This window comes from Leminorella richardii, assembly GCF_900478135.1.
GTDB classification, from domain to species: Bacteria; Pseudomonadota; Gammaproteobacteria; order Enterobacterales; family Enterobacteriaceae; genus Leminorella; species Leminorella richardii.
On the sequence record NZ_LS483470.1, the window covers coordinates 26,520 to 53,321 of the forward strand.

The 26,802-nt window shown below is 52.3% G+C and carries 26 protein-coding genes; 15 read left to right on the top strand and 11 right to left on the bottom strand.

Annotation, left to right across the window (positions count from 1 at the left end; all coding sequences use genetic code 11):
- The first annotated feature begins 71 nt into the window (after positions 1-71).
- From DQM29_RS00105 to DQM29_RS00115, 3 genes are read left to right on the top strand one after another with little or no spacing between them, the layout of a single operon-like run.
- Positions 72-683, top strand: a complete 612-nt coding sequence (locus DQM29_RS00105) for a T6SS immunity protein Tli3 family protein (protein WP_232054837.1) — start codon at positions 72-74, stop codon at positions 681-683.
- Positions 684-703: 20 nt separating this feature from the next.
- Positions 704-2,140, top strand: a complete 1,437-nt coding sequence (locus DQM29_RS00110) for a hypothetical protein (protein ID WP_111738739.1) — start codon at positions 704-706, stop codon at positions 2,138-2,140.
- Positions 2,133-2,399: a PAAR domain-containing protein gene (locus DQM29_RS00115; RefSeq protein ID WP_111738740.1), complete on the top strand. Its 267-nt coding sequence runs from the start codon at positions 2,133-2,135 to the stop codon at positions 2,397-2,399. Before DQM29_RS00110 ends, DQM29_RS00115 begins: the two co-directional genes overlap by 8 nt.
- Positions 2,400-2,423: 24 nt before the next feature.
- Here the strand turns inward: DQM29_RS00115 and DQM29_RS00120 are convergent, their stop codons facing one another.
- Together DQM29_RS00120 and DQM29_RS00125 are read right to left on the bottom strand one after the other, a co-directional pair.
- Positions 2,424-2,852 (bottom strand): N-acetyltransferase, encoded by a 429-nt coding sequence (locus tag DQM29_RS00120; RefSeq protein ID WP_111738741.1) that lies wholly within the window; start codon positions 2,850-2,852, stop codon positions 2,424-2,426.
- Positions 2,849-3,418, bottom strand: coding sequence for a DNA-3-methyladenine glycosylase I (locus DQM29_RS00125; protein WP_111738742.1), 570 nt, complete (start codon positions 3,416-3,418; stop codon positions 2,849-2,851). Before DQM29_RS00125 ends, DQM29_RS00120 begins: the two co-directional genes overlap by 4 nt.
- A gap of 174 nt (positions 3,419-3,592) precedes the next feature.
- Here DQM29_RS00125 and glyQ point away from each other — a divergent pair, with 174 nt between their 5' ends.
- The 3 genes from glyQ to DQM29_RS00140 all read left to right on the top strand — a co-directional run bounded on the left by glyQ (position 3,593) and on the right by DQM29_RS00140 (position 8,305).
- Positions 3,593-4,519 carry a glycine--tRNA ligase subunit alpha gene (gene glyQ, locus DQM29_RS00130; RefSeq protein ID WP_111738743.1) on the top strand — a complete coding sequence of 309 codons (927 nt, stop codon included), beginning with the start codon at positions 3,593-3,595 and terminating at the stop codon, positions 4,517-4,519.
- Between the two features lie 9 nt (positions 4,520-4,528).
- Complete coding sequence (gene glyS, locus DQM29_RS00135) at positions 4,529-6,604, top strand: glycine--tRNA ligase subunit beta (protein ID WP_111738744.1); 2,076 nt, start codon at positions 4,529-4,531, stop codon at positions 6,602-6,604.
- Positions 6,605-6,832: 228 nt separating this feature from the next.
- On the top strand, positions 6,833-8,305 hold the full coding sequence (locus DQM29_RS00140; protein ID WP_111738745.1) for a DASS family sodium-coupled anion symporter: 1,473 nt from the start codon (positions 6,833-6,835) through the stop codon (positions 8,303-8,305).
- 64 nt (positions 8,306-8,369) lie between these two features.
- Here the strand turns inward: DQM29_RS00140 and DQM29_RS00145 are convergent, their stop codons facing one another.
- Positions 8,370-9,278: an acyltransferase gene (locus tag DQM29_RS00145; RefSeq protein WP_111738746.1), complete on the bottom strand. Its 909-nt coding sequence runs from the start codon at positions 9,276-9,278 to the stop codon at positions 8,370-8,372.
- Positions 9,279-9,976: 698 nt separating this feature from the next.
- Between DQM29_RS00145 and polA the strand changes: the two genes are divergently transcribed.
- Both polA and DQM29_RS18650 read left to right on the top strand, forming a co-directional pair.
- Positions 9,977-12,763, top strand: coding sequence for a DNA polymerase I (gene polA, locus DQM29_RS00150; protein ID WP_111738747.1), 2,787 nt, complete (start codon positions 9,977-9,979; stop codon positions 12,761-12,763).
- 378 nt (positions 12,764-13,141) lie between these two features.
- Entirely contained in the window at positions 13,142-13,450 is a 309-nt protein-coding gene (locus DQM29_RS18650; protein ID WP_111738748.1) for a DUF5862 family protein, read from the top strand.
- Positions 13,451-13,916: 466 nt separating this feature from the next.
- On the opposite strand, the gene DQM29_RS00160 is transcribed toward DQM29_RS18650, so the two are convergent.
- Both DQM29_RS00160 and yihA read right to left on the bottom strand, forming a co-directional pair.
- On the bottom strand, positions 13,917-14,435 hold the full coding sequence (locus DQM29_RS00160; protein ID WP_111738749.1) for a hypothetical protein: 519 nt from the start codon (positions 14,433-14,435) through the stop codon (positions 13,917-13,919).
- Positions 14,428-15,066: a ribosome biogenesis GTP-binding protein YihA/YsxC gene (yihA, locus tag DQM29_RS00165; protein ID WP_111738750.1), complete on the bottom strand. Its 639-nt coding sequence runs from the start codon at positions 15,064-15,066 to the stop codon at positions 14,428-14,430. The genes DQM29_RS00160 and yihA overlap by 8 nt, the downstream gene beginning before the upstream one ends.
- A gap of 182 nt (positions 15,067-15,248) precedes the next feature.
- On the opposite strand from yihA, the gene DQM29_RS00170 reads away from it, so the two are divergent.
- From DQM29_RS00170 to hemN, 5 genes are all read left to right on the top strand, one after another.
- Positions 15,249-15,485 (top strand): hypothetical protein, encoded by a 237-nt coding sequence (locus DQM29_RS00170; RefSeq protein ID WP_111738751.1) that lies wholly within the window; start codon positions 15,249-15,251, stop codon positions 15,483-15,485.
- 122 nt (positions 15,486-15,607) lie between these two features.
- The gene (locus DQM29_RS18135) at positions 15,608-15,745 is read left to right on the top strand and encodes a hypothetical protein (protein ID WP_170126459.1); all 138 of its coding nucleotides are present in this window, start codon (positions 15,608-15,610) and stop codon (positions 15,743-15,745) included.
- A gap of 130 nt (positions 15,746-15,875) precedes the next feature.
- A complete protein-coding gene (yihI, locus tag DQM29_RS00175; RefSeq protein WP_111738752.1) occupies positions 15,876-16,409 on the top strand; it encodes a Der GTPase-activating protein YihI in 534 nt (177 codons plus the stop codon).
- A gap of 16 nt (positions 16,410-16,425) precedes the next feature.
- Complete coding sequence (locus DQM29_RS00180; protein WP_111738753.1) at positions 16,426-16,605, top strand: hypothetical protein; 180 nt, start codon at positions 16,426-16,428, stop codon at positions 16,603-16,605.
- A 4-nt stretch (positions 16,606-16,609) separates the two neighbouring features.
- Positions 16,610-17,983 (top strand): oxygen-independent coproporphyrinogen III oxidase, encoded by a 1,374-nt coding sequence (gene hemN, locus DQM29_RS00185; protein WP_111738754.1) that lies wholly within the window; start codon positions 16,610-16,612, stop codon positions 17,981-17,983.
- Positions 17,984-18,067: 84 nt separating this feature from the next.
- Here the strand turns inward: hemN and DQM29_RS18050 are convergent, their stop codons facing one another.
- The 4 genes from DQM29_RS18050 to glnA all read right to left on the bottom strand — a co-directional run bounded on the left by DQM29_RS18050 (position 18,068) and on the right by glnA (position 22,632).
- Positions 18,068-18,190, bottom strand: a complete 123-nt coding sequence (locus tag DQM29_RS18050) for a YshB family small membrane protein (protein WP_145960315.1) — start codon at positions 18,188-18,190, stop codon at positions 18,068-18,070.
- Between the two features lie 236 nt (positions 18,191-18,426).
- Entirely contained in the window at positions 18,427-19,848 is a 1,422-nt protein-coding gene (gene glnG / locus DQM29_RS00190; RefSeq protein WP_111738755.1) for a nitrogen regulation protein NR(I), read from the bottom strand.
- Positions 19,849-19,856: 8 nt separating this feature from the next.
- Positions 19,857-20,906 carry a nitrogen regulation protein NR(II) gene (gene glnL, locus DQM29_RS00195; protein WP_111738756.1) on the bottom strand — a complete coding sequence of 350 codons (1,050 nt, stop codon included), beginning with the start codon at positions 20,904-20,906 and terminating at the stop codon, positions 19,857-19,859.
- 316 nt (positions 20,907-21,222) lie between these two features.
- Positions 21,223-22,632, bottom strand: a complete 1,410-nt coding sequence (glnA, locus tag DQM29_RS00200; RefSeq protein WP_111738757.1) for a glutamate--ammonia ligase — start codon at positions 22,630-22,632, stop codon at positions 21,223-21,225.
- A 388-nt stretch (positions 22,633-23,020) separates the two neighbouring features.
- Here glnA and typA point away from each other — a divergent pair, with 388 nt between their 5' ends.
- The gene (gene typA, locus DQM29_RS00205) at positions 23,021-24,829 is read left to right on the top strand and encodes a translational GTPase TypA (RefSeq protein WP_111738758.1); all 1,809 of its coding nucleotides are present in this window, start codon (positions 23,021-23,023) and stop codon (positions 24,827-24,829) included.
- Positions 24,830-24,957: 128 nt separating this feature from the next.
- On the opposite strand, the gene DQM29_RS00210 is transcribed toward typA, so the two are convergent.
- Positions 24,958-25,494 (bottom strand): metallophosphoesterase, encoded by a 537-nt coding sequence (locus tag DQM29_RS00210; protein WP_111738759.1) that lies wholly within the window; start codon positions 25,492-25,494, stop codon positions 24,958-24,960.
- A 93-nt stretch (positions 25,495-25,587) separates the two neighbouring features.
- A complete protein-coding gene (locus DQM29_RS00215; protein WP_111738760.1) occupies positions 25,588-25,986 on the bottom strand; it encodes a YidB family protein in 399 nt (132 codons plus the stop codon).
- A 381-nt stretch (positions 25,987-26,367) separates the two neighbouring features.
- Here DQM29_RS00215 and dtd point away from each other — a divergent pair, with 381 nt between their 5' ends.
- The gene (dtd, locus tag DQM29_RS00220; protein WP_111738761.1) at positions 26,368-26,802 is read left to right on the top strand and encodes a D-aminoacyl-tRNA deacylase; all 435 of its coding nucleotides are present in this window, start codon (positions 26,368-26,370) and stop codon (positions 26,800-26,802) included.

A 26,802-nucleotide genomic window follows, 5' to 3' on the forward strand; every position in this document is an offset into this window, starting at 1 on the left:
AATCTATTTGATGCTAAGGGGCCAAGCCAGTGGGATATCCCTCTTCCCCAATTTAAACGGAATAATAAGTTATGATTTTGATTCAACGTGTTCTAATGCTTTTATTACTAACGGTGGCATTAACGCCGTCTGTATATCCGGCTCTTTCCAAGCAAATTGTTTACCGTTATGACGATCATCGCTATTTGGTGTTAGTAGGCCATCGTTGCCAAGGGGTAGTCTGGTATGTTGATAATAAAAGAAATATTAAGACTGAGGTAACATCTAGCTCTTTTCGGTTGTTTTTAAAACCCTATATTCATCCGTCTGAACGCTATATTGCTATTACCGATTATGATGCTTCTTTTTTTTATGTTTCTCGAGACTATGGACAGAATTTTGAAATAGTTAGTTATGCGCCAGGGGGGGGGGCTGAAATGTATAAAGGTTTTGAACCATTACCCGATGACGTACTGTCCTTCACCGTTGTCAACGATCAGGGATTTATTCAAACCAAGCAGGGATATATTTATTTAAGCTCTAAGCCATTTGGCGACAGGTGGGGATTAAGATATATGGCATTGAATGCGATCCCTCGTCTAATTTATCGCGACCATCCTAATTTTCAGAATATGCCCACGTCCGTCCCTGAAGTAAAAGACTACAAGGGCTGGACGCACATGCGATGCGATCCCAATAAATAATCTAAACATAGGCTGCCAATATGCAATGGACTCGTACTGTTTTGCCTGAAGAAAAAGAGCCGACACCGCCGCACTGGTGGCTTTACCCTGCGGCATTTGTGATTTCTTTTTTACTGTTTGGCATCCTGACGTACTTAATGGCTGAGGGAGCCTCGCTGCCGAGTGATGCGGTATTGCTAAAGGGCTTTGTACTGCCGTCAGCGTTCTGCGGAATGGCTGTCGTCATGCTTGTTATTCAGTCGTACATAACGAAGTGGGAGAGTTACAGTTTCCGCTCGGCCTTTATTGAGGTGAAAAAGAGTGAGTGGCAATACTGGGGACGAGCGTCGATACGGATTACCGCCTGCTCTCAATATATTCCCGTTGAAGATCTTACTGACAGGATACTTGGTTCTTCCAGCGATATGTCGCTGAATCCAAATACGGCTATGACACTGAAGGGGGTTCCGCAAGATGCGCTTCATCAGTACAGCCTGTCGTTTATTTTAAATAAACTGATTGAGCCGATGCTTGACGAGATCGGCGGGGTTCAAAAGCCGCTTACTCTGCATTTTTATTCTTCTGAATCTGAGGTGATTGCGCGAAGCGCGTTACGGCAAACGCTTGAACGCTATCAGCTCAGGGCGATTCGAATGGAAGATATTCATTTTCTGACTGAGGTTCCCGACTATCAGACGGTTTACGAGTGGCAGGAAGAGAGCCCGTCTGAGTGCCACCTGATTGTTATGGTCGATTTTCACCGCGGCGTGACTTCTGACAAAACGGATGGCGCTGTAAGCCTTTTACTCAATGCCGACGACGGTCGTGGGGTGAAAGAGAACGACGTGTATCTTTTCCGTCCGTTAAAAGCAATGGAAAGCGAGCTGAACAGGTCGCTCACCGACTTTCTTGCGGTGGAGCAGGTAAAGGGCAGTGAGAATATTCACCTGTGGACCGCCAATCTGGACGATAAAACGTCAAAGCTATTGATTGAAAGGGTGGCCAGCGCTTCACCTAAGCGCAGCATTTCCTCTATTACTTCAATGAATGTTTGCCTTGGGAATATTTCTCCTGTCCATATCTGGTGCGGTGTGGTTTGTGCTGTAGAGTCTGCCAGACGTCAGGCGGCGAATAGCCTGATTGTGCAAAAAACGGGGGAGAACGTTGGGTGTGTACAGATTAGTCAGGCTCCTTCGAAAGCGCCGGACAACTCCTCCTATGGCCCATCTGCGATGGGTTACTGCTACAGTGTGATGGGTATTGTGTCCTCCCTGCTTGGGTTCATTTTGTTTACTGATGCCTATGGCGGGCTTGCACGCTTTGGCTGGTGGATTGTGGGGTTTGCAGTAGCCTCAGCTATTTTAGCGCTTGTTACTTTTCTGCTGCGCTTTTACGTGTTGCGTAACCAGTGTCAAGACGAATGGAATATGGCTCAGTCTCGCATGGGCTATGTCGCAAAGGACGTTGAATATGTCTAATGGGCTAATTCGTCTGGGCGATCGTACTTCACACGGTGGAGAAGTGATTACCGCAACGTCGACCATCATTATTGACGGTAAAGCCGTCGCTCGGGTGGGCGATCTGGTGAGCTGCCCGCGAGAAGGGCACGGCGTTAATTCTATTGTTGAGGGTTCACCGGTTTGGATGACCGGCGGTAAGTTTGTCGCCGTTGACGGCTGTCGAGCGGCCTGCGGGTGTGTTCTGATAACAAGCCTGCCGCAGATTACGGTTAGCTAATTTCCCCGCACTGCGGAATTTTCCCTAACGACGCCACCGCATCACATAGGTGACATGCCCCGTTCCCGGATGGGGCTGTTCGCTAATGACGGTAAACCCCTGCTTTATATAAAAGCCGATAGCGTCGACGTTTTCTTTATATACCTCCAGCAGCAGTTCAGGATAAACGCTCTTGGCATGTTCCATCAGCGCCCTGCCAATTCCGGAGCCTTGCGCTGGGCGGGCAACAAACAGCGCGCCGATAAAATAGTGCTCCATCACGCTGAGAAAGCCGAGCAGCTCGCCGCTGTGTTCGGCGAGCCAGGTGGTGGCTTTAGGCAAATAGTCGCTGCGTACCAGAGGTTCACTTTCCCGCCAGTACGCTTCACTGATAAAAGGGTGGGCTTCAATGGTGGTTGTTAGCCACAGGGATATCAGTGCATCCAGATCGCCTGCTTGAGCTGGTCTTATCACGAGCGGTTGTCCGGGTGGCAGAAACACTCAATCATGTGGTCATTCACCAGCCCCATTGACTGCATGTAGGCGTAGCAAATGGTGGTGCCAACAAACTTGAAGCCGCGCTTTTTGAGCGCCTTAGCCATGGCGTCTGACGTTGGCGTTGAGGCGGGGAGCGTGTTTTCTCCGTTGAGTGAGAAATGGTTAACGATCGGCGCGTGATTGACGAAAGACCAGATAAAATCAGCGAAGCTTTCGCCATTTTTTTCCATATCCAGGTAGATTTTGGCGTTGTTGATAATCGCTTCCAGCTTACCTCGATGGCGAATAAGGCCGGGATTTTGCATCAGGCGATCAACATCAGCCTCCGTCATGGCGGCCACCTTGTGGGGATCGAACTGGTGGAAGCACTGGCGGTAGGTTTCGCGCTTTTTCAGCACCGTAATCCAAGACAGGCCGGCCTGCTGGCCTTCCAGACAGAGTTTTTCAAACAGCTTCTGACTATCGTGGACGGGAACGCCCCACTCGTCGTCGTGGTAGGCGATGTAAAGAGGATCCTGATTGACCCAGGTGCAGCGTTGCATAATGTTCTTCCTGTGTTGTTTAACCGCATTTTGCATGAAAAAAGCGATTTTACCCTCTGTTTATGGCTATTTATCGCTTTCTACCCGCCCGTTGCCGCTCGAAATCTATGGGTTAGATAGGTTATACTGAACGACTATATTCATTCACTCCATTCTATCGTGCGCGGATCCAACATGCAGAAGTTTGATACTAAAACCTTTCAGGGATTAATCCTGACGCTACAGGATTATTGGTCGCGTCAAGGCTGTACCATCGTTCAACCACTTGATATGGAAGTGGGCGCCGGTACGTCTCACCCAATAACCTGCCTGCGGGCGCTCGGCCCTGAGCCGATCGCAGCCGCCTACGTTCAGCCATCGCGTCGCCCGACTGACGGCCGCTACGGCGAGAACCCTAACCGCCTGCAGCACTACTATCAGTTTCAGGTGATCATCAAGCCTTCGCCGGACAACATTCAGGAGCTTTATCTGGGCTCGCTGAGAGAGCTGGGGCTGGATCCTACTGTGCACGATATCCGGTTTGTTGAAGACAACTGGGAAAACCCGACGCTGGGCGCATGGGGGCTGGGTTGGGAAGTTTGGCTGAACGGTATGGAAGTGACTCAGTTTACCTACTTCCAGCAGGTGGGCGGTCTGGAGTGTAAGCCGGTTACCGGTGAGATCACCTACGGCCTTGAGCGCCTAGCGATGTACATTCAGGGCGTTGACAGCGTTTACGATCTGACCTGGAGCGACGGTCCGTTTGGTAAAACGACCTACGGCGACATCTACCACCAGAACGAAGTTGAGCAGTCGACTTACAACTTTGAGTATGCGGACACCGACTTCCTGTTCAGCTGCTTTGAGCAGTATGAAAAAGAGGCTCAGCGCCTGTTAGCGCTAGAAACGCCTCTGCCTTTGCCTGCCTATGAGCGCATTCTGAAAGCAGCGCACAGCTTTAACCTGCTGGACGCGCGCAAGGCGATCTCCGTGACGGAGCGCCAGCGCTATATTCTGCGCATTCGCACGCTGACCAAGGCCGTCGCCGAGGCTTACTATGCGTCCCGCGAGGCGCTGGGCTTCCCAATGTGTCACTCTTCATCAGATAAGAAAAAGGTTTAAGAGAACGCCATGACTCAACAGACTTTCCTTGTGGAAATCGGCACGGAAGAGTTGCCACCGAAGGCGCTTCGCTCTCTTGCCGAATCATTTGCCGCTAACTTTACCGCTGAACTGGACGCGGCCTCTTTGGCCCACGGCGCGGTAGAGTGGTTCGCGGCGCCCCGTCGTTTAGCGCTTAAAGTGGCTGAACTCAGCGCGTCACAGCCCGATCGCGAAGTAGAAAAGCGCGGCCCCGCCATTGCTCAGGCGTTTGACGCTGACGGCAAGCCAAGCAAAGCCGCAGAAGGCTGGGCTCGCGGCTGCGGTATTACCGTCGATCAGGCCGAGCGATTGGTGACCGATAAGGGCGAGTGGCTGCTGTATCGCGCTCAGGCAAAAGGCCAGCCAGTGCAGGCCATGCTGACCAACTTAGTGGCGCAGTCGCTGGCTAAGCTGCCTATTCCTAAGCCGATGCGCTGGGGTGACAAAGACACCCAGTTTATCCGCCCGGTGCATACCGTAACTATGCTGTACGGCAGCGAGCTGATTGCCGGCACCATTCTTGGCGTTGATTCCGCCCGCGTTATTCGCGGCCACCGCTTTATGGGCGAGCCGGAAATCACGCTGGAGAACGCCGAGCAGTATCCTACGGTGCTGAAAGAGCGCGGCAAAGTAATTGCTGACTACGATACCCGTAAATTCCTTATTAAGCGCGATGCCGAAGCCGCAGCGCAGAAGCTGGGCGGCGTGGCCGATATCAGCGAAAGCCTGCTGGAAGAAGTGACCTCTCTGGTGGAATGGCCAGTGGTGCTGACGGCGAAGTTTGAAGAGAAGTTCTTGGCGGTGCCGTCAGAAGCGTTGGTTTACACCATGAAGGGGGACCAGAAGTACTTCCCGGTGTACGACGCTCAGGGCAACCTGATGCCGAACTTTATTTTTGTGACTAACATTGAGTCTAAAGATCCGCAGCAGATTATTTCTGGTAACGAGAAGGTTGTGCGCCCGCGTCTGGCGGATGCGGAATTCTTCTTTAATACCGACCGCAAGCAGCGCTTGGAAGATCGCCTGCCGCGTCTTGAAACCGTACTGTTCCAGCAGCAGCTGGGCACTCTACGCGACAAGACCGACCGCATTCAGGCACTGGCGGGCTGGATTGCCGCGCAGATTGGCGCTGACGTTAACAAGGCGACTCGCGCTGGCCTGTTGTCCAAGTGTGACCTGATGACCAACATGGTGTTTGAGTTCACCGACACGCAGGGCGTGATGGGTATGCACTATGCGCGCTTTGACGGTGAAGACGAGGAAGTGGCTCTGGCGCTTAACGAGCAGTATATGCCGCGCTTTGCCGGTGACAACCTGCCGGATTCGCTGGTAGCCTGCGCTGTGGCCATCGCCGACAAGATGGATACGCTGGCAGGTATCTTTGGCATCGGACAGCATCCTAAAGGGGATAAAGACCCGTTCGCGCTGCGCCGCGCGGCTTTGGGCGCACTGCGTATTATCGTTGAGAAGGCGCTGCCGCTGGATCTGAAGACTCTGACTGAAGAGGCTGTGCGCCTGTACGGTACCAAGCTGACCAACGGTAACACCGTGGATGAAGTGGTTGAGTTTATGCTGGGCCGCTTCCGCGCCTGGTATCAGGATGAAGGCTTCAGTACTGATGTTATTCTTGCCGTGCTGGCTCTTCGTCCGACTCGCCCTGCTGACTTTGACGCGCGCGTGAAAGCCGTTTCTCATTTCCGTACGCTGGACGCCGCGGAATCTCTGGCAGCGGCCAACAAGCGAGTGTCTAACATTCTGTCCAAGTCTACGGATACGCTGCACGAGCGCGTTAACGCTGCCCTGCTGAAAGAGCCTGCGGAAGTGCACTTGGCCGCCCATCTGGCAGTAATGCGCGACAAGCTGGAGCCGCTTTTTGCAGAAGGCCACTATCAGGAAGCGCTGGTCGAACTGGCGGATCTGCGTGAGTTTGTCGACGGCTTCTTCGATAAAGTGATGGTCATGGATAACGACGAAAGCCTGCGTATCAACCGTCTGACAATGCTTAGCAAGCTGCGGGATCTGTTCCTGAAGGTAGCGGATATCTCTTTACTGAGTAAAGCCTAATCCTCTCTCCACCGTCGGGCCGTAGTTAATTGAAAACTATGGCCTGACGGTGTCATTCTTTTGTTACCAACTCGACACTTTTTAACAATATTTCTACATAAAACTAATAAAAAGGATATTATTTCTTCGGTACCCGTATCGCGGAATATTTACACGTTGCTGAGAGGCTTTGCCCCAGCTTCCGTTCTCTTTTTCACAATTTTCCTGTCTATTGGAGTGGGATAATTTATGGAAAAAATGACGCCACTAAAGCCGATTCCATCCCTGATTGCTATTGCCGTTACGCTGCTTATCTGGTTTGTTATTCCTGTTCCCGAGGGCGTTGCGCCCAATGCCTGGCAGCTTTTGGCGCTGTTTGTTGGCACCATTGTCGCTATTATCGGTAAAGCGATGCCGATAGGGGCGCTTTCTATTATCTCCATTGCACTGGTGGCGCTGACGGGGGTGACTAACCCCGGTAAACCCGGTGCTGCCCTCAACGACGCCCTTAGCGGGTTTTCCAATCAGCTGATTTGGTTAATCGGTATTTCCATGATGGTTTCCCTAAGCCTGAATAAAACCGGGCTGGGAGCGCGCATTGGCTACTACTTTATCTCGCTGTTTGGGAAAAAAACGCTGGGGATTGCCTATGCGTTGGCTCTTGCCGAAACCACGTTGGCACCGGTAACGCCCAGTAATACAGCCCGCGGTGGCGGCATTATTCACCCGATTATGCGCTCTATTGCCGACAGTTTTGATTCCAAGCCCACGCCGGGCTCTACGGAAAAAATTGGCCGCTATCTTTCACTGGTGAACTACAACATTAACCCGATCACCTCGGCGATGTTTATTACGGCCACTGCGCCAAACCCGCTGATCGTCGCGCTGATTATCAAAGGCACCGATCCCAGTATCGAGCTGACGTGGGGTATGTGGGCGATAGCGGCGATTGCTCCGGCTATCGTTTCGCTGATTGTCGTACCGTTGGTGATTTATTGGCTTTATCCACCGGAGATCAAGAGCACGCCGGATGCACCGGTGTTTGCCAAAAATAAGCTAAAAGCGCTGGGGCCCGTTTCGCTGCCAGAGGCGATCACTCTAGGGGTATTTGCCCTTCTGCTGGTGCTGTGGGCAGGCATTCCGGCCTTTTTTATGGGGAAAGCCTGGGAAGTGAACCCGACAACGGCGGCGTTTATTGGTCTGTCCGTTCTGCTGATGACCGGCGTGCTGAGCTGGGAAGACTTGCTCAAGCATAAGGGAGCATGGGATACCATTACCTGGTTTGCTGCGCTGGTCATGATGGCGACGTTTTTAGGCAAGCTGGGATTGATTAGCTGGCTTTCTCAAACCGTTGGTGGTGCGATTGGCAGCCTCGGCATTGGCTGGATCGGCGGTACGATCTTACTCATACTGGTGTACGTTTACTCGCACTACTTCTTTGCAAGCACCACCGCGCACATTACTGCGATGTTTGCCGCCTTCTTTGCTGCCGGGCTGGCTCTCGGCGCGCCTCCGGCGATGCTGGGGCTGACGCTGGCGTTTGCTTCCTCACTGATGATGTCGTTGACTCACTATGGCACCGGTACCGCGCCGATTATTTTTGGTTCCGGCTATGTCACTTTGTCGGAGTGGTGGAAAGTCGGCTTTATCCTCAGCGTCATTAACCTGATGATTTGGGTGACGGTTGGCGGTGCATGGTGGAAGTGGCTAGGCTACTGGTGATTGCCTGAGGCTGGATGATAAGAGATAAGAAGCCGTTCTGTTGAGCGGCTTTTTTATGGATACTTTATGGGCGTTTGCTGCTGAATAAGGCCTTCAGTGCGTTTAACTGCTCGTCTTTGCGCAGCCAAATGTTGTGCAGCCAGAGCTGAAACTGGCGCTTATAGGCCTTGTCGTTCAAATAGTCACCGCGAATGCTGTCGTCAACGGGCAGTGTCTCAATTCTCATAACGACACGCTTCATGCGGCCGCAGAGCAGATCGAGAAAGGGCTTTTCCTGATTGTCCGGATAGTACAGGGTGACGTTGAGAATTCTGTCAAACTGCGAGCCGAGCACGTTTAGTGCCAGCGCGATCCCCGCCGACTTTGGCGGCAGCAGGTTTTCGTAGGGAGACTTGGTTTCCTGCTTTTTCTGTTCGGTAAAGCGAGAGCCTTCAACGAAGTTAACGATAGTTGTGGGGTGATGGCGAAACTTTTCGCAGGAGCGGCGGGTAGTTTCGATATCTTTTCCACGCTTTTCCGGATGCTTTAGCAGGTAGGCGCGGGAATAGCGGCGCATAAACGGCATGTCCATGGCCCAGCAGGCTAGGCCAATAAACGGCACCCAGGCCAGCTGCTGCTTGAGAAAGTATTTGTTCATCGGGATGCGATCGCGAAGGGCAACGCAGAGCACGACAATGTCTGTCCAGCTTTTGTGATTGCTAATGAGCAGGTACCAGCTGTCTTTACTCAGAGAATCTGCACCTTCGATATTCCATTCTATGCGGCCTGTTGATTTAAGGATGAAGGCTAAAGAGAGGCACCAGCAGTACATCATGGCGTTGCAAAAGGCGCTTACACCACGGCTAACGACGGGAATGGGCAGAATGAGCTTGAGCAGCCCAGCGATAGCCATGGGTACTGAACACACTATGGTAAAAAGGATAGTCAGCGCTGTAGAGATCAAAAAGGCGATCGGGGCAAACAGGTTCGGCATGTGATAGCGTTCATGGTTGTCGTTAATAAAGTGCGAGAGAGCCAACGCGTTAAATTATGGCTAATTCTAACAGAAAGCCAAAAGTATAATAAACGTTTGCCGCCGTTTTGACCCATTGAGGTCTGACCTGAAGAAATCGTCTCACCGGGTTTTATTGCTGTCGGTTAGGGAGAACTATTATATAAAGCGCAAAATCTCACTTCGATCTTTTGGACTTGGCGGGGGTTTTAGATAAACCCGCTGACATCCCAAGAGTTGCTGGGATTATTCGACAAATTATCAGGAAGTCTACTTCAGCCCCTTGACAGATATGAATGACTGACAAATCAAATATCCACAGTTGAAGATCGCGTCTTTAAAGAGAAATGGGCTTGAGGGATGCGTTTATTCATTTGATTTAATAAGATTTATTTTAAAAAAATAACAAGAATGATACAGCTGTATAAGATTAACTTACTTTTAGTCACAGACTTATCCACAGGCTATGAGCCTTCACTGGCAGCGCTTTTCTCCATTCGCCTTGCCGGAAAACATTCGTCAACTTCCACTTATCTCCGATGGCCTCCGGTTTAACAGCGCCGGATCTGTGCTGTGCACAGCTCTGACGATTAACGTTTTTTGGTCCCACGGCTGCGCCGTGTATAATGAAATTATACTGCCTCCCCCACTAGCGACACCAACCGCGAAGAATAAAGACCATGGCTAAAATAGCAGAAAATTCGTTTGTCCTTGTTGACGGTTCCTCCTATCTCTATCGGGCGTTCCACGCGTTTCCTCCGTTAACTAACCGGCACGGCGAGCCGACGGGCGCTATGTACGGCGTAATGAATATGCTGCGTAGCCTAGTGGCACAAAGCGAGCCGAGCCACATCGCCGTGGTTTTTGACGCCAAGGGTAAAACTTTTCGCGATGAGCTGTTTGCTGAATACAAATCGCATCGCCCACCAATGCCGGACGACCTGCGAGCCCAGATAGCACCGCTTCACGAAATGGTTAAGGCCATGGGGTTCCCCCTGCTGGTGGTGCCCGGTGTAGAGGCAGACGACGTGATTGGTACGCTGGCGAAAGCCGCGGCGGCAAAAGGGCGTGATGTTCTGATAAGCACCGGTGATAAAGACATGGCGCAGCTGGTGACGCCGAAGATTACGCTGATTAACACCATGAACAATACGCTGCTGGGACCGCAGGAAGTGTGCGATAAGTACGGCGTGCCGCCGGAGCTGATTATCGACTTCTTAGCGCTGATGGGCGATGCGTCGGACAACATTCCCGGTGTGCCCGGCGTGGGGGAAAAGACTGCTCAGGCTCTGCTACAGGGCGTCGGTGGTCTCGACAGTATTTATAGCCAGCTGGATAAAATCGCTGAGCTGAGCTTTCGCGGTGCTAAAACGATGGGCGCTAAGCTTGAGCAGCATAAAGATGCGGCTTACCTTTCCTATCAGCTGGCAACGATTAAAACGGACGTTGAGCTTGACGTGACAGAAGATGGGCTAACGCTGAGCGAGCCGAACATTGACGCGCTAAGCGAGCTGTTTGACCGCTATGAGTTTAAACGCTGGCTGGCAGAGCTGCAAAGCACCGGCACGGTAAGCGCAGGTGCGAAAAGCGGTAAAAGTGCGCCGACGTCCTATCAGTCTGCCCCTGTGGAGAAAGCGCCAGCGAGCGTTAGCCTTTCCCGTGAAGGGTATGAAATTGTGCTGGAGCGCGGGCGTTTTGACGAATGGCTGGCACAGCTTGCTAAAGCGGACGGCGTTGCCTTCGATACAGAAACTGACGGGCTGGACTATATGAGCGCCAATCTGGTTGGCGTTTCTTTTGCCATTGAGAGTGGCAAAGGAGCCTACGTTCCGTTTGGCCACGACTATATCGGCGCGCCGGAGCAGCTGGGACGCGATGAGGTGCTCGACGCCCTCAAGCCTTGGCTAGAAGACGCATCGATTGGAAAGATTGGCCAGAACCTGAAGTTCGATCAGAGCATGCTGGCGCGTTACGGCATTGAACTGCGCGGTATCGCGTTTGATACCATGCTGGAATCCTATGTGCTGGACAGCGTTGCCGGCCGTCACGATATGGACAGTCTGGCAGATCGCTATCTGGGTCATAAAACCATCAGTTTTGAAGAGCTGGCGGGCAAGGGTAAGAATCAGCTGACTTTTAACCAGCTGGCAATTGAAGAAGCGGGCATTTACGCGGCAGAAGATGCCGATGTCACTTTAAACCTGCATCAGGCAATGTGGCCTAAGCTTGAAGCTGAAGCCGGCCTGAAGAAGGTCTTCTGCGAGATTGAAATGCCGCTGGTGCCAGTGCTGTCGCGCATGGAGCGCACAGGGGTGTTGATAGACAGCGCTATTCTTAATCAGCACTCTGCTGAGCTTGCCGAGCGCCTTGCCGCGCTGGAACTGCAGGCGCACGAGCTGGCGGGAGAGCCGTTTAACCTTTCGTCTCCCAAGCAGTTGCAGACGATTTTTTATGAAAAGCAGAAGCTGCCGGTACTGAAGAAAACGCCGGGTGGAGCGCCGTCAACCAACGAAGAGGTGTTAGCCGAGCTGGCCCTTGACTATCCGCTGCCGAAGGTGATTTTAGAGCATCGCGGCTTAGCCAAGCTGAAGTCTACCTATACCGACAAGCTACCTCAGATGATTAATCCAGTTTCTGGGCGAGTACACACGTCGTTCCATCAGGCTGTAACGGCAACGGGGCGTCTGTCTTCAAGCGATCCAAACCTGCAAAATATTCCCGTGCGTAATGATGAAGGGCGGCGTATTCGTCAGGCCTTTATTGCTTCAGAGGGCTGTCGAATTATGGCTGCCGACTACTCGCAGATTGAACTGCGTATTATGGCGCACCTCTCTGATGATAAAGGACTTCTGGACGCGTTTGCCCAAGGGAAAGATATCCACCGAGCTACGGCTGCTGAAGTGTTTGGCACCCCGCTGGATCAGGTTACCGGAGAGCAGCGCCGCAGCGCTAAGGCCATTAACTTCGGTCTGATTTACGGCATGAGCGCCTTTGGCCTCGCTCGCCAGCTGGGGATCCCCCGCGGTGAAGCGCAGCGCTATATGGATCTCTACTTCGAACGCTATCCGGGCGTGCTTTCCTATATGGAGCGTACCCGCGTACAGGCGTCAGAGCAGGGATTTGTTGAAACGCTGTTTGGTCGACGCCTGTATCTGCCGGAGATCAAGTCCAGCAACGGTATGCGTCGCAAAGGTGCAGAGCGCGCAGCCATTAACGCGCCGATGCAGGGCACAGCCGCAGACATTATTAAAACGGCCATGATTGGCGTTGACCGCTGGCTGAGAGAGGAAGCGCCGCGGGTGAAGATGATTATGCAGGTGCATGATGAACTGGTCTTTGAGGTGAATGAGACGGATCTTGCTGTAAGCGAAGAAAAGATTCGAAACATCATGGAACAGTGCGTAACGCTGAAGGTGCCGCTAAAAGTGGACGTTGGCTGTGGTATAAACTGGGATGAAGCCCATTGATTTACTGAGTGAATGAAGTTTATTTAGTCAATTAGGCGTATTTCATCAATAAAGCCTCGGGATGATAACCGAGGCTTTTTAGTTTTTATTATTCTTTATCTTATTTATTCTGTATGGGGTTTATATCCGTGGATAAAAAGCCCATTCCTAAGTAAGGAGTTGTTATTCTGAACTGTTATTTATTCTTATCTCCGATTTATAAAAAATACCTTATTTTTTATACTCTTAATTTATAAAATAAATAAAAAACGCTCAACTTTGTTTTTTCCTACTGTTAGGCTTGGACTGCCCAAATTTTAGATGGAATATCGAGGTTTTTTTCTATTTAAAATGAATGGGTAAAGAGAATCTATTTATATTCTAAAAGGGAAAAATTACATGCGTGAATTGAAAACGAATGAAGTGGATATGGTTAACGGCGGCTGGGCAAACAGTATTAGCGACGCTTTAGAAGGCGCTATTTTTGGTCTGGGTGACGGTATGGCTACCGGTATGGCTGTCGGCACTCAAATCGGCGGTTCTGGCGGCGGCGTTCTTGGTTTTGGCCTGATCGGCAATCTGGTTGGCGTATTTGTCGGCGGTATCGTTGGTGCGGGTTACGGCCTGATTGGCGGTGGTCTGCTGGGTCGTAATGACATCGAAGACAACATCGCTGACTACCGCGATAAGTTCGGCGTTCGCAGCTAACAGGCAGTTTTTTCTGACCTGCGTATAAAGCATACTGTCGGATAGTCATTGTACGGGCGCGATTTGCGCCCGTACTCTTTTTATATATCCACACAATCGCTTTATCTATATAAGCTCTATCGACGTACCGGAAATCGACAGGATTTAATGAATGTAGTTTTCCGATCAAAAAAAGAGACTTGTATGATGATAGTGATGATTTTTCGTAAGAAAATTACCTTTTGTCGCCTTTTAATGTGATGAGGGCGACAATAATGCCGACAGGTAATTGTAATTTTCCTACAAAAATGCTTCCACAAGAACAACAAATGGAGTAGAGTAATCGGCGTAGGGTACAGAGGTAAGATGTTCTATTTTTCAACCCTGTAATAGGATTGGCTCTATATTAGCCGCCCCGTTCGTTTGAACGGGGCGTTTTTTTATCTACAAAAATGAATTTCGATAAAACGCGTTCAGCCAGCTGCGATTAACTGTGATACCAGCTTGTGACATCCTTCCAGATCTGTTCGTCTTCATCCCCATAATTTTGTGGAACTTCAACGCTAATGCCGCCCCTTTGGCGAAGGCTCAGCCATTGCCCGGTGTGTTCTTGTGGCGGTTGACGCATATATAGGCGAAATCCGCTGGCGTTGAAGGCGATGCAGCCTTCCTCAAGCTCAATGCGGTAGTCATAAGAGCAGGGACTCTCGGGAAAGATGCCGGGAATGGGTACAGATTGATGAAGGCGGGATATAAACAGCCCCGGTGAAGCGGTGTTGATATCCAGCTTTATCGACGAGACCAGATCGAAAACCATGGTTGCGGGGGCAAGCAGAAAGCGGTAGCGGCATTCTTCTGCGGGAGGGTTTATCCACTGCAGAATGTAGTCAATATCTAAACGCAGCTGGAGGACTTCGGTATAGTGGGCGACAGCGTGTATGTGTACATCGTGCCAGCCCATTTGTTCAAAGTCGCGTTCATCCCAGCGCGTTTTAATATCACTCATCCGCAGGAAGGTTTAAGGCGTTAGGTGGAAGGCTAAACCATTCGTCCAGCTTTTGGCGCAGCTTGTCGACGCCGAATCTCTTCAGTGAAGAGAAGGCCTCAACCTGAATATCACCCTGAAACGGCAGGATCGCCTCGCGCACCATATCAACCTGTGCTCTACGGGCGCCTTGGGCAAGCTTGTCGGCTTTAGTCAGCAGCAGCATCACGGGAAGCTCGCTGTCGACCGCCCACTGAATCATCTGCTGGTCTAGGTCTTTTAGCGGATGGCGGATATCCATCAGCACGACTAGCCCTTTCAGGCACTCGCGTTTTTGTAGGTATTCTCCTAGCGCGCGCTGCCATTTACGCTTCATTTCTTCCGGTACTTCGGCATAGCCATAGCCGGGCAGATCCACCAGATGCAGGTTTTCTTCTACCCGAAACAGGTTGATAAGCTGTGTGCGTCCCGGCGTTTTACTGGTACGCGCCAGGCTTTTTTGATTGGTCAGCGTGTTTAACGCACTGGACTTGCCCGCGTTAGAACGGCCCGCAAAGGCGACTTCAATGCCGATGTCTTCCGGCAGGTGCCGAATGTCCGGCGCGCTGATGACGAAGTGCGTCTGCTGGTAGTTAAGGTTTTTTATCGTCAAGGCGTTCGCCTCCTTCGGTGGTCGTTTCGGCGGCAATTATACTTATTTACTGTGACAAAGGGGGAATTTCTTACCGAGCGGCGCAGACGCTAGCAGAGACGCTGAGAGTTGCCACCGTCACCGTGTGAGACATTTGCCATTGGTAAGTAGGGCAATGTCGTCTTTTTTGGATCTTTTTTGAGATGAATATCTTTATTTTCAGCTGGTTATTTTTTATCGGTAAAAATGGGCATGGCTTACACGTTACAGCTACCTTGTTCGGCGCGCTGAAAAGCGTAAATTACACCTCAAGCAAGGAACGCGGTGAAAGAAGTTCACAGGATGTGTGCTTCGGCTCAGGGAAGCATCAGGATGATGCAAAGAGTGATACAAAAGGAATGACCCACAGGATGTGGGAAAGCGCTGTCAGGATAGCATAGCGCGGAGATGGACGCCAAGGAAGCTCACAGGACGTGCGTTTCAGCTCAGGGAAGCATCAGGACGATGCTCAGAGCAAAAGGAACACCCCGCAGGATGTGGGAAACGCTGTCAGGATATAACAGTGTGGATACGGACATTAGGGAAACGCTTCGGCGTAGTTCAGGATGAACGGCTAGGGAAAGCGCCAGGGACGACTTTTATTCTTCAGGACGAGATAAGGGACGATTTCCAGGGACAGGACGATAAAGCAAAGGGATAGACCGGGACGTCGATTGACTCACATGGATGGAGTACGACAATTGCATTGAGGCGACAGAGTTATCTGTCGCCTTTTTTCTTTGTTTCTGATAGATTCCGCTGAAGTTAACCCCTCTGTTTGAGAACCCACTATGAAGCAGCCGCAAAACGCCTCAAAAGGCAGTACTAAAGCCCCCAAAAACCGGCGTAAAAGCCGTGAGGATTTAAACGCCGAAGGCAAAGAGCGCAAGCGTCAGAAAAAGCATCGCGGTCACGCGGCGGGTTCTCGCACCAATGTATCAGGCTCTTCTCAGAACTCGTCCCGCTCTGGGGGCACAAAAGATCCGCGCATTGGCAGTAAAACGCCAGTGCAGCTAGTGGTTTCTGGTGAGCAAAGCGTGCAGAAAGCGACGCGAAAAGAGGACGCCACTCCTCGCTCCAAGGCGATGCCTGCGGAGAAAGAGCTGGCCCTGCTGGAAAACGACGAGCGCCTTAATGACCTGTTGGACGCACTGGAATCAGGGAAAACGCTGTCGGACGAAGAGCACAACTATGTTAACGATACCCTCGATCGCATCGACGAATTAATGGTACAGTTGGGTATCGATCTGGGCGACGACGATGAGGAAGAGGAACCTTCTGATAAGAAGGACGATATCCTTAACCTTCTGAAGCACAAAGACTAAAAGAGTCGCCAGCGCCATGCAGTGGCTGTTTCCGTTTGTTGGGTTATTGCTGGCAGGCTATCTGGTTTGGCTATTAGGCAAGCTGCTATGGCTGAACCGGCTGAAAGAGCGCCGCTATTCGGCGAAACACTCCCGCGGCACAAGAGCACTTATAAAAAATACGCAGTCGCGGAGAAGAAAAAACAAGACGGAGTGAGCAAATGTCCTCGCAGTTCATTGACTGGGATCTGGCCCTTATTCAGAAATATAACTATTCCGGCCCTCGATATACTTCCTACCCAACGGCGCTCGAGTTTAGCGAAAGCTACGGCGAAAGCGACTTTGTGGCAGCAGCTGAACGTTACCCTTCGCGCCCTCTTTCCCTTTACGTTCACATCCCTTTTTGCCATAAGCTGTGCTATTTCTGTGGCTGCAACAAGATAGTGACGCGTCAGGGGCACAAGGTCGAAATCTACCTCGACATGCTGGAGAAAGAGATAGAGCAACGCGCGCCGATGTTTGCCGATCGGCAGGTGTCTCAGATGCACTGGGGCGGCGGTACGCCAACCTATCTGAACGCCGAGCAGATTAGCCGCCTTAACGGCCTGTTGCGTAAGCACTTCCATTTCCTGCCGGACGCGGAAGTGTCTATTGAGATCGACCCTCGTGAAATTGAGCTCGAGATCCTCGATCACCTGCGTGCCGAAGGCTTTAACCGCATGAGTATGGGCGTTCAGGACTTCGATAAAGAGGTTCAGCGTCTGGTAAACCGCGAGCAGGACGAAGAGTTTATTTTCTCCCTGATACGAAGAGCCAAAGCGTTAGGATTTCGCTCAACCAATATCGATCTGATTTACGGCCTGCCGAAGCAAACTCCGGAGAGCTTCGCGCTGACGCTGAAGCGAGTGGCTGAACTCAGCCCGGATCGCCTGAGCGTGTTTAACTACGCGCACCTGCCTAGCCGCTTTGCTGCACAGATGAAGATTAAAGACGTCGATCTGCCGTCAGCTAACGACAAGCTGTCTATTTTGCAGGAAACCATCTCGTACTTAACGCAGGAAGGCTACCAGTTTATCGGCATGGATCACTTTGCCCGGCCGGATGACGAGCTGGCCATCGCCCAGCGCGAAGGCGTTTTGCACCGTAACTTCCAGGGCTACACCACCTGTGGTGATAGCGACCTGCTGGGGCTGGGTGTTTCTGCCATCAGCATGATGGGGGATACTTACGCACAGAATCAGAAAGACCTGAAGGCGTATTACGCCAGCGTGGAAGAGAAGGGCAATGCCCTGTGGAAAGGTCTGGTCATGACGGAAGACGACTGCTTGCGCCGCGACGTGATTAAAACCCTGATTTGTAACTTCCAGCTGCGCTTTGCCGACATTGAGCAGGCTTACGGTATCCGCTTTGTGGAACACTTTGCTGAAGATTTGGCGCTGCTGGCGCCGCTGGCAAAAGACGGCCTAGTGACTATTGACGACACTGGCATTCAGGTGACCGGCAAAGGCCGCCTGCTGATCCGCAATATCTGTATGTGTTTTGATACCTATCTGCGCCAGCAGGCGCGCAGGCAGCAGTTCTCGCGGGTTATCTAAAGACTAAATCGACGATAGTCGATGATGTCACAAACGCCAAACGGCCGCATTATGCGGCCGTTTGGCGCTTTATCTCTGATAAAATCAGGAGAACAGAACAAACATAATGACGCACAGCACGGCGGCGAGAGAGGTCTGCGGCGACTGACCGAGCATTGAGCCAATGTCGGCGCCGGACTGAAGCAGTGAATCAATATTTTCCAACATAGTGGTACTCCATGCGGACCCAGCGGTAGGTGCGCGCAGATTCTTAAAAAGTCTTTATTATATCTGCCGAGGGTAACGACGGTGTGCTTTAGCCTGCGGGCTGAATGCGGCGCGCACAGCGCTGCCGATTCGATTCACTAACGGGCAAAGTCGGCTAAAGAATATCAGAATTTTTAGAAAAAAAAGCGCGCCAGATTACAAAAAATAGCCAATTAGCTCACTGGCTGCATCTGGCGCTATTCCATTCCCAGCTCTTTAAGCTTGCGGGTTAGGGTATTTCGCCCCCAGCCCAGCAGCTGTGCTGCTTCCTGCTTGTGCCCGTGCGTGTGGCGCAGCGCAACGGTAAGCAGTGTGCGCTCCATGTCTGGCTGAGCTTCTGACAGCAGGTCTGTTTTCCCCGCGCCAAGGGCGCGTTCGGCCCATGCCTCTAGCAGCACAGTCCAGTGGCCGTTAAATATTGCAGGGCTTGATGGCTCTGGCGTGCGTTCGTCAGAGGCGAACAGCTCCGGAGGGAGATCCTGAGGCAGCACCTCTTTACCCGCAGCCATGACAGTGAGCCACCGACAGGTGTTTTCCAGCTGGCGAACGTTTCCTGACCAGTCCATGGCGCTGAGCGCCTTTTCCGTATCCGGATGCAGGACTTTTGCCTCGACGCCCAGTTCCTGAGCGGCGATCAGCAAAAAGTGACGAGCCAGACGGGGAATATCTTCCCGGCGCTCTCGCAGAGGAGGAAGGTGGAGGCGAATAACGTTGAGGCGATGGAACAGGTCTTCGCGAAACTTGTGTTCTTTAACCAGATGTTCAAGGTTCTGGTGCGTGGCGGCGATAATTCGCACGTCGACTTTAATCGGCTCGTAGCCGCCCACGCGGTAAAACTGGCCGTCCGCCAGCACTCGCAGCAGCCGGGTTTGAACTTCCAGCGGCATATCGCCGATTTCATCCAAAAACAGCGTGCCGCCGTCCGCCTGTTCAAATCGACCCTGACGGACTTGACCCGCGCCGGTAAAGGCTCCCTTTTCGTGGCCAAACAGCTCTGATTCAATCAGATCTTTAGGGATTGCCGCCATGTTGAGGGCGATAAACTTCCCCGCTGCTCTTGGGCTATGGCGGTGCAGGGCGTGAGCAACTAGCTCTTTTCCGGTTCCTGACTCACCGTTGATCAGCACGCTGATAGAGGAGAGCGAGAGGCGGCCAATGATGCGGTAGACGTCCTGCATGGCGGGCGCTTCACCGATGATGTCTGTCGTCGGGCTTTTGCTTTGGTCAACGGTGTCAGGCTCGCGGACTTCGCGATAGTGGCTAACGGCGCGTTCGACCAAAGCGACAGCGTCGTCTACGTCAAACGGCTTAGGTAAATAGTCAAAGGCACCGAACTGATAGGCGCTGACGGCAGCATCAAGGTCAGAGTGGGCAGTCATAATGATGACCGGCAGCAGGGGATGCTGCTGTTTCACCTTTTGCAGCAGCGTCAGCCCGTCAATACCGGGCATGCGAATGTCGGAGATCAGCACGTCTGGCGCGCCGCTGCTTAGCGCGGCAAGCGCGCTGTCCGCACTGTCGAAGCTGACGCTCTTTACGTTTGCGCCGTTGAGGGCACGTTCAAGCACCCAGCGAATGGCGCTGTCGTCGTCGATAATCCAGACGGTACCCTGATGCATCATTCCCCCTATTTGCGGATGGGCAGGTAGACCGAGAACTCGGTGTGGCCTGGCCAGCTGTTAAACTCAATTTTCCCCCGATGCCGGTCAATCAGGCTGCGGGCAATGGAGAGCCCAAGTCCGGAGCCGCCTTCGCGTCCGCTGACCATGGGGTAAAAAAGCGTGTCCTGAATCTGTGGCAGAATGCCCGGCCCGTTGTCTTCAATATCGATTCGGGCGCACAGACGATAGCGTTCGCCGTGCAGCGTCATCTGTGACGCCGTGCGGGTTCTGATGATGATAGTGCCGCCCTGCTGTGCTAAAGCCTGCATGGCGTTTCTGGCGATGTTAAGCAGCACCTGTTCAATCTGTTCAGGATCGTGGCTGAGCTCGGGCATGCTGGGGTCGTAGTCCCGCATCAGCGCAATGTTATCGGGCTTCTCCAGCATCAGAAGCTGATAAACGCGCTCAGACACCTGATGAATATTTTGCTCAACCCACTGACCGGGGTGCTGGGGCCCAAGCAGGCGGTCAACGAGGTTCCTCAGTCGATCAGCCTGTTCAATAATAACGCGGGTATACTCCGTCAGCTGTGGGTCAGGCAGCGCCTTTGCCAGCAGCTGAGCCGCGCCGCGCAGGCCGCCCAGAGGGTTTTTGATTTCATGAGCCAGACCGCGAACCAGCTCTCTGGCCGCCGCCTGCTGAGAGTGCTGGAGCTGTTCTTGACTAAGGCGACGGTGATTATCCAGCGCCGACAGCTCCATCATCACCTGATCGTCCGCCAACAGCTGTGCGCTGAGCGTTAACACGTGCAGGTGGCCATCAATGACCATGGACACTTCGTTGTCAGTAAAGCCCTGCCCGGCGTTCAGGCTTGACCACATCAGCGGTACGTCAAGGGAGAGATAGTCCACCAAATCCGGCAAAGGGGTGCCAAACAGCTTGCGTGAGCTTTGAACCAGCAGCTGCTGTGCGGAAGGATTGGCGTAAAGGATCGACAGCGAGGCATCCAGAATCAGCACACAGGTAATCTGTGCGTTCAGGATTTGCTCTGTATCGGGCAGCGTTTGGCTCGCCATTGATAACTCCTTTGTGCCAGATCAGGGCGTTCGCTGATGCTAATAATAGACGCCTGAAATGAAGTTCGAACAATTCATGGAGTTAATCGGAGGGAGAGTCTTCCGTTGGGGTCGACTTGGCGTAAGCCAACGAAGTGCCCGTAGGAAGGCTATGCCCGACGCACTCTCAAAGCTAATACAAGCGCCCTTCCGGCCGAGCTCAATGGTGATATAGGCAGGCCGTATTTACAGCCGGAATATCCACGGGGCCGATTTAACAGATTTGTTAGTTTGGCCCACCATGATTAGATGGGCTCAAACTAATAACACTAATCCATTAAACGCTATAGTACAGTTCAAACTCCAGCGGGTGCGGCGCCATACGTACGCGGTTAAGCTCTTCACGCCTTACTTCTATATAGGCATCGATGGTTTCATTGGTGAACACGTTGCCGCGGGTCAGGAACTCACGGTCGGCGTCCAGGCAGCTCAGCGCTTCTTCCAGCGAGCCAGCGACGGTTGGTACGTTCTTCGCCTCTTCCGGCGGCAGGTCGTACAGGTTCTTATCCATGGCGTCGCCCGGATAGATTTTGTTGATGACACCGTCAAGGCCAGCCATCAGCAGAGCGGAGAACGCCAAGTACGGGTTAGCTGCCGGATCCGGGAAGCGAACTTCAATGCGGCGAGCCTTTGGATTAGCGACTACAGGGATACGGATAGATGCAGAGCGGTTGCGTGCAGAGTAGGCCAGCATAACCGGTGCTTCAAAGCCCGGCACCAGTCGCTTATAGGAGTTGGTGGTTGGGTTAGCCAGCGCGTTGATGGCTTTAGCGTGCTTGATCACGCCGCCAATGTAGTACAGCGCGATATCAGACAGGCCACCGTACTTGTCGCCAGCGAACAGGTTAGTACCGTTCTTGGACAGCGACATATGGCAGTGCATGCCGGAACCGTTATCGCCAACCAGCGGCTTAGGCATAAAGGTGGCGGTTTTGCCAAAGGCGTGGGCAACGTTGTGAACCACATACTTATAAATCTGGGTTTCGTCAGCCTTTTTGGTCATGGTGTTAAAGCGGGTAGCCACTTCGTTCTGACCTGCAGTAGCCACTTCGTGGTGGTGTGCTTCAACAACCAGACCCATTTCTTCCATTGTCAGGCACATGGCAGAGCGCAGGTCCTGAGAAGAGTCGACGGGAGGAACGGGGAAATAGCCGCCCTTGACGCCCGGACGATGGCCTTTGTTGCCGCCTTCGTATTTAGTGCCGGTGTTCCAGGCTGCTTCAATATCGTCAATGTGGTAGTAGGCGCCAGCGATGCTGTTGCCAAAGCGAATGTCGTCAAACAGGAAGAATTCAGGTTCTGGCCCGAACAGTACGGTATCGGCAATACCGGAAGAGCGCAGGAAGTCTTCTGCACGCTTGGAAATAGAGCGCGGGTCGCGTTCGTAGCCCTGCATAGTGCCGGGTTCAAGAATGTCGCAGCGAATAATCAGCGTGGTATCTTCGAAGAAGGGATCCAGCAGTGCAGTGCTTGGATCGGGCATTAACACCATGTCAGATTCATTGATGCCTTTCCAACCGGCAATAGAAGAACCGTCGAACATTTTACCGTCTTCAAAAAAGTCAGCGTCGACCTGATGAGCGGGGATCGTGATGTGGTGCTCTTTACCTTTGGTATCGGTAAAGCGGAGGTCGACAAACTTTACTTCATGCTCATTGAGCATGGTCAAAACGTGTTCAGTGGACATGGTTGTTCTCCCGGTGACGAATTTCGCTAGAGTTTAGCCTTCATTGTGCAAACCTAATGCCGCTAGGCTTGCAGCCATAAGCGATGGCTATGCGATAATCATGCCAATTTTTCACTCTTCGCTAAATGGCCGTTTTTCCTGTGGCTATGGGAGATAAGTATGAACGAAAGCGTAAATTTTGCACCTTCTATGCACTAATTTAGTGCGATTTTTTATTATGCGCCGCTTTTTAGTGCAATCGGGCTTTTTTTGCCGTTTTTTCAAGCGTGAATGAGATCACAACCTGTTTCGTCAGGCGTTGTTTTTCGTCAATCTTTATGATCTTGTTTTTTTAACGCGACTAAAGTGTGTACAATAGCGCGCTATTTCCTATGCCTGAGGCAAATCTGTGATTGAAAATCTGCGTAACATCGCCATTATCGCGCACGTAGACCACGGTAAAACCACCCTGGTCGATAAACTGCTGCAACTGTCAGGAACATTAGGGGAACGTAACGACGCCGGCGAGCGCGTTATGGACTCTGGCGATCTCGAAAAGGAACGCGGGATCACTATTTTGGCTAAAAACACAGCCATCACTTGGAACAACTACCGAATCAACATCGTTGACACTCCCGGGCACGCCGACTTCGGCGGCGAGGTTGAGCGCGTCATGTCAATGGTTGACTCTGTTTTACTGCTGGTCGACGCGATGGACGGGCCGATGCCCCAAACCCGCTTCGTTACGCAAAAGGCGTTTGCCTACGGCCTGAAGCCGATCGTGGTTGTCAACAAGGTTGACCGCCCTGGCGCTCGCCCTGACTGGGTCGTGGATCAGGTTTTTGACCTGTTCGTTAACCTAGGTGCAACCGATGAGCAGTTAGACTTCCCTATCATCTTTGCATCCGCGCTTAACGGCGTGGCTGGTCTGGATCACAACGATCTGGCTGACAACATGGATCCGCTGTTTGAAGCTATCGTCAAGCACGTTGCGCCACCGTCAGTTGACCTCGACGGTACGTTCCAGATGCAAATTTCCCAGCTGGACTACAACAGCTACGTTGGCGTTATCGGCGTAGGCCGCATCAAGCGCGGTAAAGTGAAGCCTAACCAGCAGGTCACTATCATCGATAGCGAAGGCCAGCGCCGCAACGGCAAAATTGGTCAAGTGCTGGGTCATATGGGCCTGAAGCGCTATGAAGCTGACATCGCGGAAGCGGGCGACATCGTTGCTATCACCGGTCTGGGTGAACTGAACATTTCCGATACGGTATGTGACGTTTCCGCACCGGAAGCGCTGCCGCCGCTGACAGTAGATGAACCTACAGTAACGATGTTCTTCTGCGTTAACACCTCGCCGTTCTGCGGCAAAGAGGGTAAATACGTGACGTCGCGTCAAATCCTCGATCGTCTGCGCAAAGAGCTGGTGCACAACGTGGCGCTGCGCGTAGAAGAAACGGAAGACCCAGATGCGTTTCGCGTTTCTGGCCGCGGCGAACTTCACCTGTCGGTACTGATTGAAAACATGCGTCGTGAAGGCTATGAACTGGCCGTGTCTCGCCCGAAGGTTATCTTCCGCGGCAAGCAAGAGCCGTTTGAGCAGGTTACTGTTGATATCGAAGAACAGCACCAGGGGCCGCTGATGGAAGCGCTGGGCCTGCGCAAGGGCGACCTGCGCGACATGGTGCCGGACGGTAAAGGCCGCGTGCGTTTAGACTATATCATCCCTAGCCGCGGGCTTATCGGCTTCCGTACTGAGTTCATGACCATGACCTCGGGTACCGGTCTGCTGTACTCCACGTTTAGCCACTACGACGATATTCGTCCGGGTGAAATTGGTCAGCGTAACAACGGCGTAATGATCTCCAACGGTACCGGTAAGGCGTTAGCCTATGCGCTTTACAGCCTGCAGGATCGCGGTCGCCTGTTCCTGGGCCACGGCGTTGAAGTGTACGAAGGCCAGATCATCGGTATTCACACTCGCTCTAACGACCTGACGGTAAACTGCCTGACTGGTAAGAAGCTGACCAACGTCCGTGCATCAGGCACTGACGAAGCGACAACGCTTTCTCCGGCAATCAAGATGACTCTTGAGCAGGCGCTAGAGTTTATCGACGACGATGAACTGGTAGAAGTGACGCCGCAGTCTATCCGCCTGCGCAAGCGCCACCTGACGGAAAACGACCGCAAGCGTGCTTACCGCAGCGGGAAAGAGTAATCCGAAAGTTCGTCACTACGAAAAGCGCCGATTGGCGCTTTTTTTACGCCCAAAGCCTGAAAGCGGGTGTTAAAAGTATATAGGGCGAAGTAGGTAAAAAGCGTAGCTATTGAAGCAGGCTGTACATACTATTTTTGCGCCTGCTTCAACACCGCGTTAACGCTGATAGGAAAAAAGCGGTTAACGTCTACGCCGACGTTGACTGCTCTTGGCCCTAAAGCGCTTAGTCGCTTGCGCTGCTCTGGATCTTTGCCGGAATTGTGGACGTGCCCATAAAGATGGATAGCGTCGCGAAAATACCCCTGCCACTCCAAAATCGGGTAGTGGAACATCACTATCTTCTGCTTCTGATAGTCCAGCTCGTAGTAGTCTTTGACCCATTCAAACGCCGAGGCATCGAACTCTGGGTCGTCTAAAAACTTGTCGTGGTTGCCGCGAACTAAGTACTTCTTACCGTTAAGCCTACGCAGGATCTGGTTGGCGTCCTGCCCCGTTCCACGAAAAAGGAAGTCGCCCAGAATATAAATCTCATCCCGTTCAGTGACGAGGGCGTTCCAGTTGTGGATAAGCGAGTCGTTCATATGGCGTACGCTTTCAAACGGCCGATCGCACAGGTTGATAATGTTGGAATGGCAGAAGTGAGTATCTGAGGTAAAGTAAATCATCGCTATTATCTTTCTTGTTGTTTGTTTTTATTATATCGGGAGGCATTCAGGTGGGAAGAGAGCGAAGGCGGGTGCCTTCGCCGGGATCTAACATTAACCGAACAGTTTTCCCTTCAGCAGCGTCATGCCCAGAGACAGCATATCCGGGTTAACCGGCTCTTCACCGTTAGGGGACAGCTTATCAACGATGTCCGGCAGGTACTGAGCAATGATGCCTGACGTTTGGCCGTCATCCATCCCCAGCTTGGCGGAAAGCTGTTCCAGCGCCGCCTGACTGATGATGTCGCGCACCTGCTCTGCGCTGATAGGCAAATTTGCGCCAGAGCTAATCCAGGACTGTACAACGTCAGCCAGCCCGCCTTGGCGAAACTTCTCCAGAAGACCCGTCAGGCCGCCCTGCTGTTCCAGCCATTGAAACATGGCCATATAGTCAACGCCGCCCTTGGACGACCCGCCGCCAAGCATACCGCCCAGCTGGTCTAATAAACTCATGGTATAACCCCTGATAGATAAAGTGTGGGAAAGGCGCCTTGCCTGCCCTGTGCGCGTCATTTTTTGAGTATAGGCTCAGATGACGCTTTTGTTCGCACATCCCAGTTCTGGCAGTACAGAATCAGAACGATGAACAAAGTTGTGGCAGATTATACCGATACCAACTGGAAATGCGCCCACTTTTCTATTTCGCCTGCGGGTAAAAAGTCGCAACGAAATGTTTCATTTGGGTGGCTGTTGGAGATGGCTTGATGTGGGTATACCTGTTGGTAATACGGCTTCTTTATCCGAACTCACCTTGAAACGGAGCATGTTTTCCTGCTGTTCAGAAGTGTATTATGGCATCTCTTTTTTCACTGCAGCGAACGGAAGAAACACATTATGATCGCACTGATTCAGCGAGTGATGCAGGCAAGCGTTGTTGTTGACGGCCAGACCGTCGGCGTTATTGATAACGGGCTTTTGGTGCTTCTGGGCGTTGAGAAAGACGACACGCCGGAAAAGTCAGCAAGGCTGTGCGAGCGCGTGCTGGGCTATCGCATTTTCAGCGACGAGCAGGGAAAAATGAACCTGAACGTGCAGCAGGCCGGCGGCAGCGTGCTGGTTGTTTCCCAGTTTACGCTGGTGGCGGATACGCAAAAGGGCATGCGCCCTAGCTTCTCTCGCGGAGCAACCCCTGCGGACGCCGAGCGCTTGTACCTCGACTTCGTGGAGCGCTGCAAAGAGCTGGTTCCAACCCAAACCGGCGTTTTTGCTGCAGACATGAAAGTTTCTTTGGTTAACGACGGGCCGGTGACGTTTAGCCTGCAAATTTAG

Bases quoted from the DNA above. Each gene is read 5' to 3' on its own strand.
- DQM29_RS00105 (WP_232054837.1), top strand. From the start codon at position 72: ATGATTTTGATTCAACGTGTTCTAATGCTTTTATTACTAACGGTGGCA.
- DQM29_RS00110 (WP_111738739.1), top strand. From the start codon at position 704: ATGCAATGGACTCGTACTGTTTTGCCTGAAGAAAAAGAGCCGACACCG.
- DQM29_RS00115 (WP_111738740.1), top strand. From the start codon at position 2,133: ATGTCTAATGGGCTAATTCGTCTGGGCGATCGTACTTCACACGGTGGA.
- DQM29_RS00125 (WP_111738742.1), bottom strand. From the start codon at position 3,418: ATGCAACGCTGCACCTGGGTCAATCAGGATCCTCTTTACATCGCCTAC.
- glyQ (WP_111738743.1), top strand. From the start codon at position 3,593: ATGCAGAAGTTTGATACTAAAACCTTTCAGGGATTAATCCTGACGCTA.
- glyS (WP_111738744.1), top strand. From the start codon at position 4,529: ATGACTCAACAGACTTTCCTTGTGGAAATCGGCACGGAAGAGTTGCCA.
- DQM29_RS00140 (WP_111738745.1), top strand. From the start codon at position 6,833: ATGGAAAAAATGACGCCACTAAAGCCGATTCCATCCCTGATTGCTATT.
- DQM29_RS00145 (WP_111738746.1), bottom strand. From the start codon at position 9,278: ATGCCGAACCTGTTTGCCCCGATCGCCTTTTTGATCTCTACAGCGCTG.
- polA (WP_111738747.1), top strand. From the start codon at position 9,977: ATGGCTAAAATAGCAGAAAATTCGTTTGTCCTTGTTGACGGTTCCTCC.
- DQM29_RS18650 (WP_111738748.1), top strand. From the start codon at position 13,142: ATGCGTGAATTGAAAACGAATGAAGTGGATATGGTTAACGGCGGCTGG.
- DQM29_RS00160 (WP_111738749.1), bottom strand. From the start codon at position 14,435: ATGAGTGATATTAAAACGCGCTGGGATGAACGCGACTTTGAACAAATG.
- DQM29_RS00170 (WP_111738751.1), top strand. From the start codon at position 15,249: ATGAATATCTTTATTTTCAGCTGGTTATTTTTTATCGGTAAAAATGGG.
- yihI (WP_111738752.1), top strand. From the start codon at position 15,876: ATGAAGCAGCCGCAAAACGCCTCAAAAGGCAGTACTAAAGCCCCCAAA.
- DQM29_RS00180 (WP_111738753.1), top strand. From the start codon at position 16,426: ATGCAGTGGCTGTTTCCGTTTGTTGGGTTATTGCTGGCAGGCTATCTG.
- hemN (WP_111738754.1), top strand. From the start codon at position 16,610: ATGTCCTCGCAGTTCATTGACTGGGATCTGGCCCTTATTCAGAAATAT.
- DQM29_RS18050 (WP_145960315.1), bottom strand. From the start codon at position 18,190: ATGTTGGAAAATATTGATTCACTGCTTCAGTCCGGCGCCGACATTGGC.
- glnG (WP_111738755.1), bottom strand. From the start codon at position 19,848: ATGCATCAGGGTACCGTCTGGATTATCGACGACGACAGCGCCATTCGC.
- glnL (WP_111738756.1), bottom strand. From the start codon at position 20,906: ATGGCGAGCCAAACGCTGCCCGATACAGAGCAAATCCTGAACGCACAG.
- glnA (WP_111738757.1), bottom strand. From the start codon at position 22,632: ATGTCCACTGAACACGTTTTGACCATGCTCAATGAGCATGAAGTAAAG.
- DQM29_RS00210 (WP_111738759.1), bottom strand. From the start codon at position 25,494: ATGATTTACTTTACCTCAGATACTCACTTCTGCCATTCCAACATTATC.
- DQM29_RS00215 (WP_111738760.1), bottom strand. From the start codon at position 25,986: ATGAGTTTATTAGACCAGCTGGGCGGTATGCTTGGCGGCGGGTCGTCC.
- dtd (WP_111738761.1), top strand. From the start codon at position 26,368: ATGATCGCACTGATTCAGCGAGTGATGCAGGCAAGCGTTGTTGTTGAC.